Annotated in this window: 12 protein-coding genes; 9 read left to right on the forward strand and 3 right to left on the reverse strand. The window is 65.9% G+C overall.

Annotated features, from left to right (window positions below; all coding sequences use genetic code 11):
* Window positions 1-149 precede the first annotated feature (149 nt).
* The gene (locus ACFC25_RS16165) at window positions 150-1,247 is read right to left on the reverse strand and encodes a D-TA family PLP-dependent enzyme (protein ID WP_337352053.1); all 1,098 of its coding nucleotides are present in this window, start codon (window positions 1,245-1,247) and stop codon (window positions 150-152) included.
* Window positions 1,248-1,325: 78 nt separating this feature from the next.
* Entirely contained in the window at window positions 1,326-1,916 is a 591-nt protein-coding gene (locus ACFC25_RS16170) for a TetR/AcrR family transcriptional regulator (protein WP_337352054.1), read from the reverse strand.
* Between the two features lie 121 nt (window positions 1,917-2,037).
* Between ACFC25_RS16170 and ACFC25_RS16175 the strand changes: the two genes are divergently transcribed.
* The 8 genes from ACFC25_RS16175 (at window position 2,038) to ACFC25_RS16210 (ending at window position 11,705) form a co-directional block, all read left to right on the forward strand.
* Window positions 2,038-4,074 carry a primary-amine oxidase gene (locus tag ACFC25_RS16175; protein ID WP_376046876.1) on the forward strand — a complete coding sequence of 679 codons (2,037 nt, stop codon included), beginning with the start codon at window positions 2,038-2,040 and terminating at the stop codon, window positions 4,072-4,074.
* A 9-nt stretch (window positions 4,075-4,083) separates the two neighbouring features.
* Window positions 4,084-4,533 carry a hypothetical protein gene (locus ACFC25_RS16180; RefSeq protein WP_376046879.1) on the forward strand — a complete coding sequence of 150 codons (450 nt, stop codon included), beginning with the start codon at window positions 4,084-4,086 and terminating at the stop codon, window positions 4,531-4,533.
* Between the two features lie 198 nt (window positions 4,534-4,731).
* Complete coding sequence (gene glnT / locus ACFC25_RS16185) at window positions 4,732-6,108, forward strand: type III glutamate--ammonia ligase (RefSeq protein WP_376046882.1); 1,377 nt, start codon at window positions 4,732-4,734, stop codon at window positions 6,106-6,108.
* Between the two features lie 42 nt (window positions 6,109-6,150).
* Complete coding sequence (locus tag ACFC25_RS16190) at window positions 6,151-7,059, forward strand: glutamine amidotransferase (RefSeq protein WP_376046885.1); 909 nt, start codon at window positions 6,151-6,153, stop codon at window positions 7,057-7,059.
* Complete coding sequence (locus ACFC25_RS16195; RefSeq protein ID WP_376046888.1) at window positions 7,047-7,787, forward strand: protein glxC; 741 nt, start codon at window positions 7,047-7,049, stop codon at window positions 7,785-7,787. Before ACFC25_RS16190 ends, ACFC25_RS16195 begins: the two co-directional genes overlap by 13 nt.
* Before the next feature lie 9 nt (window positions 7,788-7,796).
* Window positions 7,797-9,158, forward strand: a complete 1,362-nt coding sequence (locus tag ACFC25_RS16200) for an FMN-binding glutamate synthase family protein (RefSeq protein WP_376046891.1) — start codon at window positions 7,797-7,799, stop codon at window positions 9,156-9,158.
* Between the two features lie 9 nt (window positions 9,159-9,167).
* Entirely contained in the window at window positions 9,168-10,337 is a 1,170-nt protein-coding gene (locus ACFC25_RS16205) for an FAD-dependent oxidoreductase (protein ID WP_376046894.1), read from the forward strand.
* A 72-nt stretch (window positions 10,338-10,409) separates the two neighbouring features.
* A complete protein-coding gene (locus tag ACFC25_RS16210; protein WP_376047029.1) occupies window positions 10,410-11,705 on the forward strand; it encodes an allantoate amidohydrolase in 1,296 nt (431 codons plus the stop codon).
* 18 nt (window positions 11,706-11,723) lie between these two features.
* Here ACFC25_RS16210 and ACFC25_RS16215 read toward each other — a convergent pair whose 3' ends face one another.
* Entirely contained in the window at window positions 11,724-12,284 is a 561-nt protein-coding gene (locus ACFC25_RS16215) for a dihydrofolate reductase family protein (RefSeq protein WP_376046897.1), read from the reverse strand.
* An 87-nt stretch (window positions 12,285-12,371) separates the two neighbouring features.
* On the opposite strand from ACFC25_RS16215, the gene ACFC25_RS16220 reads away from it, so the two are divergent.
* Window positions 12,372-13,046: a helix-turn-helix domain-containing protein gene (locus ACFC25_RS16220; RefSeq protein ID WP_376046900.1), complete on the forward strand. Its 675-nt coding sequence runs from the start codon at window positions 12,372-12,374 to the stop codon at window positions 13,044-13,046.
* The last annotated feature ends 180 nt before the right edge of the window (window positions 13,047-13,226 follow it).

Raw genomic sequence — 13,226 nt, forward strand, 5'->3', positions numbered from 1 at the left:
GTTCCTGACGACGGATGGCCGCAAACGTGGGTTCCCCGATGGCTGTGTCCTGGAACACAGTCCCATCAGGTTAACGCCGGAGACGATCTTTTTTCAACAGTGGGCGAAAAAAGATTTCCTTTTATGGGGCGCCGGCGTCCAGTGACTGTCTAGTTGTTCTTGCCTCTTGCAGCGACGGTCCAGCGGTCAATCAGGACGCCGTTGCTGGTCACCGCGACGTCGTCCACCAGATTGATCGCCAGGCAGACGTGGTTGGGGACAATGCGCAGCCGCTCACCGAGGGGCGGGCGGGTCCCGCTTTCGGGCCACTCAACCGTGGCATGGTGCTCCGAAAGGGCGGTGATCCGGGCATCCGGATGGTCGATCAGGCGGCCGAAGCCGGTGGCCCAGGCCGGCCGGTCGCTCCCCAGGATCTTGGTGCCGGCGTCGATGATGAAACGCGCGGGGGCGTCCGGGGCAGTCACATGGTGGCTCACCACGGTGGCTGCGACCGTCAGCGCAATATCCTCCACGGCGCAGCGTCCGAGTTCCAGTTGCTGCGCGTCGCCGAAGACGTAGACGCCGGGGCGCACTTCGGTTGCCGCGGATCCCTCGGTCAGGAGCGCCGTAGGGGTGGAACCTCCACTGCGGCGAGTCGCTTCGAAGCCCGCCGCCGCCAGGGATGCCGCGGCCAAGCGCAGCGCCTCTTGTTCCTGCACGGCTGCCTCCGCCGGCATCCCGGGGGCATAGCTGTGGCCCGGGAACGTGAAAACCCCCGCAACCTGCAGCCCGGCCCGCGATGCGGCTTCTGCAACCGGGGCAGCGGCCTCCGGACTGACGCCGCTGCGATGGTGGCCGCTGTCGATTTCCACCAACACGCTGACGCTCCCGGCCGCTTCGCCGAGGCCGGCTCCCAGCATGGTTGCCCCCGCCGCGGAGTCCACTCCCACGGCGATGGTTGCCGTTGACGCCAGGCGCCGGAGCCGGTCGGCCTTTTGTGGCGAGATCCAGAGGGGGTAGGCGATGAAAATGTCGCCGACCCCTGCCGCGGCGAACACTTCCGCTTCGCCGATGGTTGCCACCGTCAGGCCTGCTGCTCCGGCGTCCAACTGGCGGGCGGCGATCTCGATGATCTTATGCGTCTTGGCGTGGGGGCGGAGGGCGAGGCCCTTCTCCCGGACAGCCGCTGCCATCCGGCCGATGTTCCTCTCGAGGATGTCGATGTCGATCATGATGTCTGGTGTGTCGATCTCAGGGGGAATGGTCATGGCAGAGCTCTCCTGGCTGGGGTCCGGGTTGTGCCGGGCGGGCTGGATTTGGGATGGGCGGATTTTGGCTGGGCTCAGCTATCCGGCCAGCAGGGCCAGATAGCCCTCAAGCTGATCGGCGAGCCCCGGATCGGCGCCGGGGGTGGTGGCCAGAGCTGCCCCGATCTGGGCGCCCAGCAGCATGTTCAGGAGCTGGCTCGCCAGCGTGGCGTCGTCGACGGCGGAGCGGACGTCCCCCGCATCACGCGCCTCCGCGAGGTACTGCCGGATGGCTGCAAGCCACTCCTCCATGGACTGCCGGTGGATCTCGGCTTTCTGCGGATCGTTGATCGCCTTCTGCCAGAACGGGATGACGATCCGCGCTTCATTGACCCGCTCGTCGTCCAGCGGGAGCACCTCCAGGCAGAATGCCCGCAGTGCCGGGAGTCCGGTTCTGCCTTCGGTCACTTCGGCGATGCGCTGGTTGGTCCTGTTGAAGACGTGCCCGAACGCGAACTCCAGGAGGGTGTCCTTCGTAGGGAAATACGGTTTGAGTGCCCCGTTGGCGAAGCCTGCCTCCAGGGCGATCTCCCGCATGGTGGCGCCTTCAATGCCCAGCCGGGCGATGATCCGCCACGTGGCATCCACCAGTTCCAGCCGGCGCTCGTCATGGTCAACAATCTTTGGCACGGCTGCCGCTCCCCGGAAATATTTCGCTCAGACTCTTGTGAGCCATCTTACGGACGCTTATTCTCTACAACTATAGAAAATAAAAATTCCGACCAGCCACGGTCCCGGACAAAGGTCACCCATGACACTTGCAACAGCTGACACAGCTACCCCGTACCGCCTGGCATCGGACGGCGAAATCACCGATGTCCAAGCCATCCTGCGGGCTGCCGGCCACCTGGGTCCGGAGAAGCGTATCGCCTACCTGGGCCTGCTGGATCCCGCCCGGGGGACTACCGCCGTCGCGAACCGCAACGCGGGGACGCACGACGGCGGTGCTGCCGCCGCCAGTACCGCCGCCGTCGGGAGCCCCACCGAGGACCGCAGGTTCCGGATCTTCATCCACGACATCACCGGCGGTGCGCCGACGGATGCGGTGGTCTCCGTGACCCGGCAGGAAGTGGTGTCCGCCGTCGAACTGGACACTGCCGTCACCGGCGAGCTTCCCGTCCTTGAAGAGGAATTCGAAGTGGTGGAGGCGCTACTGGCAACAGACGACCGCTGGTTGAAGGCTCTCTCAGAGCGGGGGCTCGACGTCAGCAAAGTCCGGGTTGCCCCGCTGTCGGCCGGTGTCTTCGAGTACCCGGAGGAGAAGGGCCGCCGCATCCTTCGTGGCCTGGCGTTTGTCCAGGACTTCCCAGAGGACAGTGCCTGGGCGCACCCCGTGGATGGGCTCGTGGCGTATGTTGACGTGGTCAACAAGGAGGTCACCCGGGTGCTGGATCTCGGGGCCATGCCGGTGCCGACAGAGCACGGCAACTACACGGATCCCGAACTGACCGGCCCGCTCCGCACTACCCAAAAACCCATCAGCGTCACCCAGCCCGAGGGTCCCAGTTTCACAGTCACCGGCGGCAACCATGTGGAATGGGAAAAGTGGAGCCTCGACGTCGGCTTCGACGTCCGCGAAGGCGTAGTGCTGCACAATATCGCGTTCCAGGACGGCGACCGGCTGAGGCCCATCATCAACCGGGCCTCTATTGCCGAGATGGTGGTTCCGTATGGCGATCCGTCGCCGATCCGGTCCTGGCAGAACTACTTCGACACCGGCGAATACCTAGTCGGCCAGTACGCCAACTCCCTGGAGCTCGGCTGCGACTGCCTCGGCGACATCACCTACCTCAGCCCCGTCATTTCCGACTCCTTCGGCAACCCGCGTGAGATCCGCAATGGCATCTGCATGCACGAGGAGGACTGGGGCATCCTGGCCAAGCACAGCGATCTCTGGACCGGGATCAACTACACCCGGCGCAACCGCCGCCTCGTGATCTCGTTCTTCACCACCATCGGCAACTACGATTACGGCTTCTACTGGTACCTGTACCTGGACGGCACCATCGAATTCGAAGCCAAGGCCACCGGCGTCGTCTTCACCAGCGCGTTCCCCGAGGGCGGCTCGGACAACATTTCCCAACTGGCCCCGGGCTTGGGTGCGCCCTTCCATCAGCATCTTTTCAGTGCGCGGCTGGACATGGCCATTGACGGCTTCACCAACCGCGTGGAAGAAGAAGACGTGGTCCGCCAGCCCCTGGGGGAGGGGAACGAGCGGGGCAACGCCTTCTCCCGCAAGCGGACGCTGCTCACCCGCGAATCGGAAGCGGTCCGTGAGGCCGATGCCCGGGCTGGCCGGACCTGGATCATTTCCAACCCGGAATCCCGCAACCGGCTCGGCGAACCCGTGGGCTACAAGCTCCACTCCCAGAACCAGCCCACGCTGCTGGCAGATCCGGATTCGTCCATTTCACGGCGCGCCGCCTTTGCCACCAAGGACCTCTGGGTCACCCGCTACGCCGACGACGAGCGCTACCCCACGGGCGACTTCGTCAACCAGCACCCCGGCGGCGCCGGGCTTCCGGCGTACGTCGCCCAGGACCGCGAGATCGACGGCCAGGACATTGTCGTCTGGCACACCTTCGGGCTCACGCATTTCCCGCGCGTGGAGGACTGGCCGATCATGCCGGTGGACACGGCCGGCTTCAAGCTGCGGCCCGAAGGCTTCTTCGACCGCAGCCCCGTCCTGGACGTTCCCGCCAGCACCGCCGGATCAGGCACGGCCGGCAGCTGCCACAGTGACGCTGGTGCCGGTTCCGGCACCAGCTCTGCCAGCTGCCACGGCTAGGTAAACCCGATGACCTTTACAGGACGGGCCCGCAGTCGCGGGCCCGTCCTGCATTCACGGTTCTGCGCCGCGGTGGTGGCAGGCTCCAGCGCCGCGCACGTTTGGCTTGCCGTCCAAAACCAGCACGGACCATGGTTGAGCATGCTCATGCTGGCGCTAGCAACTGTCTGCCTGCCGTGCGCCCTGCATATCTGGCGGCACGGTCGGGTGGCTGCGCTGCGCAGGGTCATGGTGTGTGCCGGATCCATGGGTGCTGTCCATGGACTGCTGCTGGTGGGCAGCGGAACCGCAGGTCACGCGCATGCTGGAGTGCCGCCGTCGAACATTACGGCGTCGAACGTTGCGGGCGTCAGCAGCGCCGGCGGACTCTTGCTGGTCATAGCCCTGGAACTTACGACGGCCTTGCTTGCCGCAACCCTGGTCGCCCGCCTAAGATCCGTCCCCCACCCATGTAGGTAGCAGCAGATGTCGTTTTGCGCTCATAACGACATCTGCTGCTACTTAGTTGGGAGGGCGCGGCCGGAGACGGGTCTGAGTAAGCGGTCCTGGGCGAAACGTGCTTTTAACATTCCCGTCCGACGCCTGTAATGCCGGTTTGGCTACTGTGATTCAACAAGGTTTACTAGTAGCTAACACCAACCGGACAGGAATGTTTCGATGACAAGTGTCGCAACCCCTGCTGTATCCGCTTCGCCCCTTACTGACAGAATTTCCCTGGCGGACATCGCCCGCGCGCACGATGTCCGCTTCATCCTTGCCACCTTCGTGGACATGACCGGCAAGCCCTGCGCCAAGCTGGTTCCCGTGGAAGCGGCCGACGAACTGGAATCCGGGGCCATGGGCTTCGCCGGCTACGCGGCAGGGCTCATCGGCCAGAAACCGCAGGACGCGGACCTTATCGCCGTCCCGGACCTTGCTTCCTTCACCCCGGTCCCCTTCATCAAGGAGGGCCTGGCCATCGTCCACTGCGATCCGCACGTCAACGGCCAGCCTTGGCCGTACGCGCCGCGGGTCATCCTGAAGAACACCCTCGCCCGCCTGGCCGGGCAGGGCATGCAGGCAAAAATTGGCGCCGAGGTGGAGTACTTCCTGGTCCACAAGAACGACGACGGGACGCTGAGTACCGCGGACGCGCGCGACGATTCCCCCCGCCCCTGCTACGACGCCCGCGGCGTCACACGGATGTATGACCACCTCACCTCCATCTCCGAGGCGATGAACTCGCTGGGCTGGGGCAACTACGCCAACGACCACGAGGACGCAGCGGGCCAGTTCGAGCAGAACTTCAACTACGCGGATGCGCTCACCACCGCGGACCGGGTAGTCAGCCTCCGCTACATCCTCAATATCCTGGCGGAACAGGGCGGGATGACGGCCACGTTTATGCCCAAGCCGTTCACTGACCGGACCGGAACGGGCCTGCACTTCCACCTGTCCCTGTGGTCCGGCGTCGAGGCGCTGTTCCCCGGCAATGACGGTCAAACGGACGACGGCGGCCGCGGCCTTGGGCTGTCAGCGCTCGCCTACTCATTCATCGCCGGCATCCTGGAACATGCGCCTGCACTGCAGGCCTTCCTGGCGCCGACGGTGAATTCGTACAAGCGCTCGGGTGCCACCACCAGTTCATCCGGTGCCACCTGGTCGCCGCGGAAGGCCTCGTTCGGCGGTAACGACCGCACCCACATGATCCGCGTCCCGGACAACAAGCGGATCGAACTGCGCTCGGGCGACGGCTCGGCCAACCCCTACCTCGCCATCGCCACTGCGATCTCGGCAGGCCTGGACGGAGTGGAAAAGGCTGCCGATCCGGGCATGCCGTCCGGTCCCGGAGAGTCCAAGCCCGATGCCCACTTGCTGCCGGCCACGCTGCTCCACGCCGTGGAAGCCCTGCGCCGCGACCCGGTGATCCTCGCCAGCCTCAGCGGCGACGCCGAGATCGGAAAGTACTACGCGGATGCCAAGGAAGAGGAATTCCTCACCTGGCACAACCAGGTCAGCGACTGGGAAATCCGCACGTATTTGACCTCCATCTGACCGCGTTCGATCTGAGAAACCCTAGTAAGTAAAGGACACACCATGTGTGGAATTGCCGCGCTGCAGCTGCGCAACCCCTTGCTGCGCCCCCGGATGGGCAGCCTCCTGTCCTCCATGATGTGCCAGATCGTGGACCGCGGCCCGGACTCCGCCGGCCTGGCCGTTTACAACACCCCCGGCCTGGTCTCGGAAGGGGCCTCAACCCTGAGCCTCCTCGGCAAGGACCAGGGCCTGCCCGTCGCGGAGATCCAGCTTGCCTTGGACGGAATGCTCCCGCCCGACGCGGCCGCCTCTGTCCGCGTCGTGGGCGACACCACCCTCGTGAGCGCCGCCGTCGGGACCGACCTGCTGGTGAAGGCAGTCAGAGAAACCCTCCCGGAGGCAACCATCATCGGCCGCGGCGAGCACGTTGCCGTGATGAAGAGCGTTGGCCACCCCATGGATATCGCCGCCGAGCACGGACTGGAAGCCATGCCCGGAAGCCAAGGACTGTCCCACACCCGAATGGCCACCGAGTCCGCGGTGACGGCCGGGGGATCACACCCCTTCTCCGTGGCCGACGACCTCTGCCTGGTGCACAACGGCTCCTTCTCCAACCACGCCACCATCCGCCGGGGCCTCTTGCGCGAAGGTGTGGTGTTCGACTCCGACAACGACACCGAGGTGGGCGCCCGCTATGTCGCCTCCCGCCTGCAGCAGGGCGACACCCTCGAAGAAGCGCTGGTGAACCTGGGCAAGGTCTTCGACGGTTTCTACACCCTGGTGGTCACCACCGCTGACAGCATGGCCATAGTCCGGGACCCCATCGCCTGCAAGCCCGCCATCATCGCCGAAACGGACGACTACGTAGCTATGGCCTCCGAATACCGTGCCCTGGCAAGCCTGCCCGGCATCGAAAGCGCCCGCATCTTTGAACCGGAACCCGGAAAGGTCTACACATGGACACTCTGACAGCCCCCGAAGCCAGCATCGAAGCAGCCGTCAGCACGAACGCAGTCCTGGACTCTTTCAGTGTCGATCTCACCGGCAGCCCGGTACGGGAACTCAACCAGGCCCTGCACAACGCTGTTGAAGGGCAGTCCTGGACCGTCACCAGCCCCGGTGGCAAGCACAGCCTCGCCGTCGGCATCGATGCGGACGTGACGGTGACCATCGAAGGGCACGCCGGCTACTACGCCGCCGGGATGCACCAAAAAGGCGAGGTGACCATCAACGGCAACGCCGGCGTGGGACTGGCCGAGAACATCATGTCCGGCAGGGTCCATGTGAAGGGCGACGCGTCCCAGTCAGCGGCAGCCACCGGCCATGGCGGTTTGGTGGTCATCGACGGGAACGCGGGCGCACGCTGCGGAATCTCGATGAAGGGCGTGGACATCGTGGTGGGCGGCAACATCGGCCACATGTCCGCGTTTATGGCCCAGGCCGGGCGCCTCGTGGTGTGCGGCGACGCCGGCGATGCCCTGGGCGACTCCATCTATGAGGCCCGGATCTACGTCAAGGGCACCGTGGCATCGCTCGGCGCGGACTGCATCGAGAAGCCCCTGCGAGAGGAGCACCTGGCCGAACTCGGCGAACTGCTGGCCGCAGCCGGTCGCACCGACAACCCGGCCGACTTCAAGCGCTACGGCTCAGCCCGGAACCTCTACCACTTCCACGTCGACAACTCGACGTCGTACTAGGAGCCCACCATGACCATCACCTCCGAGCCGATCCACACGCAGAACGCTCCCACCCAAAACATCGCTGAACTCGGCCTCCGCGAATCAGCCACTTTCGACCGGGCCACGATCGCGGACATCCAGCGTGCCGCGGCCACCGGCGTCTACGACATCCGCGGCTGGGGCGCCAAGCGCAAGGTCCCGCACTTCGATGACCTGCTCTTCCTCGGCGCCTCCATGTCCCGCTACCCGCTGGAGGGCTACCGCGAAAAGTGCGATACCGACGTCGTCCTCGGCGACCGGCACGCGTCCAGGCCGCTGCACCTGCAGACCCCGGTGACCATCGCCGGGATGAGCTTCGGTGCCCTGTCCGCCAACGCCAAAGAGGCACTGGGCCGCGGCGCTTCGGAGGTGGGCACTTCCACCACCACGGGCGACGGCGGCATGACCCCTGAGGAGCGCGGCCAGTCCAAGCACCTTGTGTACCAATACCTCCCGTCCCGCTACGGCATGAATCCCGATGACCTCCGCAAGGCTGATGCGATCGAAATCGTCCTGGGCCAGGGCGCCAAGCCTGGCGGCGGCGGCATGCTCCTGGGCCAGAAAATCACCGAACGCGTGGCCGGCATGCGCACCCTTCCGGTGGGCATCGACCAGCGCTCGGCCAGTCGGCACCCGGATTGGACCGGCCCGGACGACCTCGAGATCAAGATCGGCGAGTTGCGTGAAATCACAGACTGGAAGACGCCCATCTACGTCAAAATCGGCGCGTCCCGGCCCTACTACGACACCGCGCTCGCGGTAAAGTCCGGCGCCGACGTTGTGGTGGTGGACGGCATGCAGGGCGGTACCGCCGCAACGCAGCAGGTGTTCATCGAAAACGTGGGCATCCCCACCCTCGCCGCCATCCCGCAGGCCGTCCAGGCACTCCAGGAACTCGGCGTCCACCGTAAAGTCCAGTTGATCGTGTCCGGCGGCATCCGGACCGGGGCCGACGTCGCAAAGGCCATGGCACTGGGTGCGGACGCCGTGGCGATCGGCACCGCGGCGCTGATCGCCTTGGGCGACAACGATCCCCGCTATGCCGCCGAGTATGCCGCCATCGGTTCCGCCGCCGGCTTCTACGACGACTTCCAGGACGGCCGAGACCCCGCCGGCATCACCACCCAGGACCCGGAACTCGCCTCCCGGCTGGACCCGGTGGCTGCGGGCAAGCGGCTGGCCAACTATCTGCGCGTCCTCACCATGGAGGCCCAGACCATCGCCCGGGCCTGCGGAAAGTCGCACCTGCACAACCTCGAACCCGAGGACCTCGTGGCGCTGACCATCGAGGCCTCGGCCATGGCCCGCGTCCCGCTGGCCGGCACCAGCTGGATCCCCGGCGCGGGTTAGGGATGCTCCATGCCTGATTCTTCTGACTATGTAGTGGTGGGCGCCGGCCTGGCCGGCGCCGCTACCGCCTGGCAGCTCGCGGCCCGCGGGCACCAGGTCACCATCCTGGAACGCAACGTCCCGGCAAGCCACGACGCCAGTTCGCACGGGTCCGCCCGGATCTTCCGTTACGCCTACCCGGACCCCTTCTATACCCGGGCGGTGCAGGAAGCCAAGGCGCTGTGGGACGGCCTTGCCGTGGACAGCGGCTCGCAACTGATCACTCCCTCCGGGGCTGCCGACTTCGGTTCCGAACGCAATCCGCGGCTGCTCGCCGGAGTGTTGGCGCAGGCAGGAATTGAGCACGAGCTGCTGAGTGCGGAGGAAGCCATGGGCCGTTGGCCGCAGATCGCCTTCGACACCGAGGTGCTCTGGCACCCGGCTGCGGGAGTGATCGACGCCGAGACCGCCGTCAACGCCATGGTGGAGCAGGCGGTCAGGCACGGCGCCCGGCTGCTGACGGGATGGCCGCTGCAAGGGCTAGACAGGACCGCTGCCGGCTACCGGCTACGTTCGGCAACGGGAGAAACGTTCGACGCCGGAAACGTGGTGATCAGCGCGGGCGGGTGGCTGCCCGGGCTGCTGGGGGAGTTGTCGCTTCCCTCAGGCTTCCTGGCCGGGCTTCCCCAAATCACCGTGCGGCAGGAGCAGGCATTCCACTTCCGCTACAGGGATCACGACGGCGGACCCGGCTCTGTTGCCGACGTCGGCACTTCCTGGCCCACGTTCATCCACAAGAGGGCGGATATCCAGGTTTATGGCCTTCCCGGCGGCCGGGACGCAGGCTTTGCCGGCCAGAAGGTCGCCGAATACAACGGGGGACGGCTCCTCCCCAGCGCAGCCGATCAGACCGGTGAAGTGGACCCCGCCAACCGCGGTCGCGTGGTCGACTACGTCCGCCGCTTCCTGCCCGGCCTGGTTCCGGAGCCGTACGCAGAAACCACCTGCCTGTTCACGAATACGCCCAACGAGGACTTCATCGTCGACCGCGTCAACAACGTCACCATCCTCTCGCCGTGCTCCGGGCACGGGGCTAAGTTTGCGCCATTAGTCGGCCAATGGGCGGCTGACCTTGCCACCGGTGACGCGAACGTGCCGCTGCGCTTCCGGACGGCGACGGCGGCGGTCAGCTCCCGCTGATCCCACCCCAGCACTCAACTCGAGAAACGGACCCCCGTGACTGCCCCCATCTCTTCTTTCACCCCCTCAGCGATGGCACTGCCATCCCAGGCACTGCCGCGGCCAGCCGCTGCAACTTCTGTCACGGCAGAGCCGTCCGCCGCAACGGTGAGCGGCCTGCTCAGGGATATCGCCGACGTCGGCCGCGACAGGGCCCGCGGAGGCTACTCCCGGCCGGTGTTCTCCAACGCCGAGACTGAGCTGCGGAGCTGGTTCATTGCCGAGGCCGGGCGCCGCGGGCTGGACGTCCACACGGACCACAACGGCATCATCTGGGCGTGGTGGGACACCGCCGCCGGCACTCGGCGAAACGCCGTGGTCACCGGAAGCCACCTCGACTCTGTCCCGGGCGGCGGTGAGTACGACGGACCGCTGGGGGTCGCCTCGGCGCTGGTCGCCGTCGACCTTCTCAAGGCGCGCGGACTGCGGCCCCGACGCCCGCTTGCCATTGCCGTGTTCCCCGAAGAGGAAGGATCACGCTTTGGCGTGGCCTGCCTGGGGTCGCGGTTGCTGACCGGCGAACTGGATCCGGACAAGGCCCGCCGTCTGAAAGACCCGGACGGGAACACGTATGCCGACGTCGCCGCCGCCAACGGGCAGGACCCGCGGCTCATCGGTGCCGACTACAAGACCCTTCAGCAGCTGGGCGTGTTTGTGGAGCTGCACGTTGAACAGGGGAGGGGCCTGATCGACCTGAACCAGCCTGTGGCGATCGGTTCATCGATCCTTGGCCACGGGCGGTGGAAGCTGACGGTCACCGGTGAGGGCAACCACGCGGGCACCACCCTCATGAAAGACCGGAAGGACCCCATGATTGCCGCCGCGAAAGTCATCGTGGGCATCCGCGACACCGCCCGGAAGTACCGTGACGCGCGGGCCACCGTGGGGCGGATCCAGCCCGTCCCGGGCGGAACCAACGTCATCGCCTCGCGTGTGGACCTGTGGATCGACGTCAGGCATCCGGACGACTCCATCACCGCGGCCCTCGTGGAAGCCATCGGACTCAACGCCCAGGTGATGGCCGCCGAGGAAGGCTGCACCGCCAGCCTCACCGTGGAGTCACTGAGCCCCACGGCGCATTTCGATACATCGCTGCGGGACCGGCTGAAGGAGCTTCTGCCGGCCGCGCCCGTCCTGGACACTGGAGCAGGGCACGACGCCGGCGTCCTTAGCTCGCAGATTCCCACCGCCATGCTGTTCATCCGCAACCCCACAGGGGTATCGCACTCCCCTGATGAGCTGGTGCAGGACTGGGACGCCGAGGCCGGTGCCATGGCGCTCGCGGACTCGCTGGCCGGGTTGCTGGGGGAAGCACGCGCCGTCGGATAGTGGTTGTCCTGCCCGCCCTTAGTGCCTGACGCGGTACGTCATCAGCACGCAGCCGCCGTCGATGGTGCGCGATTCTGTCAGCTCAAGGGCAATGCGGCGTGCCTGGGGCTTGAAGAAGGGGACACCGGAGCCCAGCAGCACCGGATGGACATTGAGGCTGACCTCGTCGATTGCGCCAGCTTCGAAGAGCGAGCTGGCGAGGTCACCGCCGCCCATCAGGCAGATGCCCTTGCCGGGCTGCTCTTTGAGCCGGTTGACGAAGCCGCCGGCGTCGGAAGAGACGAGCTCCACCCCTTCCGGCGCGTCTGTCAACGTGCGGGAGAAAAGGTACGTGGTCATGGGTGGGGTGCCGCTCAGGTCCGGGGTGGCCTCGTTGCCCTTGGTGTCCTCGGCGCTAAAATCCTGGCCGGCCGAGAACTCCCAGGTCTTTCGGCCCATCAGGACGGTATCCACCGTGGACCAGTACTGGCCCATTACCTTTTCGACGTCTGAGCTGAAGTGCAGCCAGTCGATAGCACCGTCGCTGCCGGCGATGAAGCCATCGAGGCTGCACGCCGCACCGTAGGTCACGGTCCGCATTGGTCTTCCCTTCACTTCCATGCCCCCTAAAAACAGTAGGCCCGGAGCAGGACTTTGGCTACGGCGCCGCCACCTATGATGGCTCCTATGACCAATCACGCCCCGGAGGGAACAGACGCCGCACAGACCGCCGGCGGTGCCGCTGCCGGCAGTACGGCCGCCGTCGTAGACCCGGGCGCTCCAGCTGATCCTGGCGCCGTTTCAGGCAAGCTCGAACAGGTCATCGCCACGCAAGTACGGCACTACCGCACCGCCAACAGCCTGTCCGCGGCCGAGCTCGCTGCCCGGACTGGTCTGTCCAAGGCGATGATCTCCAGGATTGAAACGGCAACCACGTCGTGTTCGCTGACTACGCTCCAGCGGCTGGCGGACGGCCTCAAAATTCCCGTTACGGCGCTGTTCCGCGGGGCGGACACCGACCGCGACGCCACCTTCACCAAGAACGGCCAGGGCAGCCTGACTGTTCGCAGCGGCACCCAGCATGGCCATGAGTATCGGGTCCTGGGCGCTCTCAAGGGGCGGACGGACGCGCTCGAACCGACGCTGGTCACCCTCACCGATGCATCCGACGTGTTTCCGCTGTTCCAGCACCCGGGCACGGAATTCATCTACATGTTGGCCGGAAAGATGGTTTACGGGCACGGCGCCTACGAGTACACGATGGAAGCCGGCGACTCACTCCTGCTGGACGGCGAGGGCCCTCATGGGCCGTTGGAACTGCTTGAGCTGCCCATCAAGTTCCTGGCCATTTCTGCCAAGTAATCCGCCCGTGTTTCGGACCGTGATCCCGCACGTATTCCGGCCCATGTTGCCGTCCGATTTCCGGCAGCGAAGTACGGCAGCATTCCTGAATCCACAGCGCGTTCGATCCAAAGTGCGTTCATGAGACGTGTGAAACTCACGTGCCCGTGACTGAAACGTTGATTTAACCGGCCGGAAACC

This window comes from Pseudarthrobacter sp. NPDC055928 (assembly GCF_042270935.1).
GTDB lineage: Bacteria > Actinomycetota > Actinomycetes > Actinomycetales > Micrococcaceae > Arthrobacter.

Bases quoted from the DNA above. Each gene is read 5' to 3' on its own strand.
- ACFC25_RS16165 (WP_337352053.1), bottom strand. From the start codon at position 1,247: ATGACCATTCCCCCTGAGATCGACACACCAGACATCATGATCGACATC.
- ACFC25_RS16175 (WP_376046876.1), top strand. From the start codon at position 2,038: ATGACACTTGCAACAGCTGACACAGCTACCCCGTACCGCCTGGCATCG.
- ACFC25_RS16180 (WP_376046879.1), top strand. From the start codon at position 4,084: ATGACCTTTACAGGACGGGCCCGCAGTCGCGGGCCCGTCCTGCATTCA.
- glnT (WP_376046882.1), top strand. From the start codon at position 4,732: ATGACAAGTGTCGCAACCCCTGCTGTATCCGCTTCGCCCCTTACTGAC.
- ACFC25_RS16190 (WP_376046885.1), top strand. From the start codon at position 6,151: ATGTGTGGAATTGCCGCGCTGCAGCTGCGCAACCCCTTGCTGCGCCCC.
- ACFC25_RS16195 (WP_376046888.1), top strand. From the start codon at position 7,047: ATGGACACTCTGACAGCCCCCGAAGCCAGCATCGAAGCAGCCGTCAGC.
- ACFC25_RS16200 (WP_376046891.1), top strand. From the start codon at position 7,797: ATGACCATCACCTCCGAGCCGATCCACACGCAGAACGCTCCCACCCAA.
- ACFC25_RS16205 (WP_376046894.1), top strand. From the start codon at position 9,168: ATGCCTGATTCTTCTGACTATGTAGTGGTGGGCGCCGGCCTGGCCGGC.
- ACFC25_RS16210 (WP_376047029.1), top strand. From the start codon at position 10,410: ATGGCACTGCCATCCCAGGCACTGCCGCGGCCAGCCGCTGCAACTTCT.
- ACFC25_RS16215 (WP_376046897.1), bottom strand. From the start codon at position 12,284: ATGCGGACCGTGACCTACGGTGCGGCGTGCAGCCTCGATGGCTTCATC.
- ACFC25_RS16220 (WP_376046900.1), top strand. From the start codon at position 12,372: ATGACCAATCACGCCCCGGAGGGAACAGACGCCGCACAGACCGCCGGC.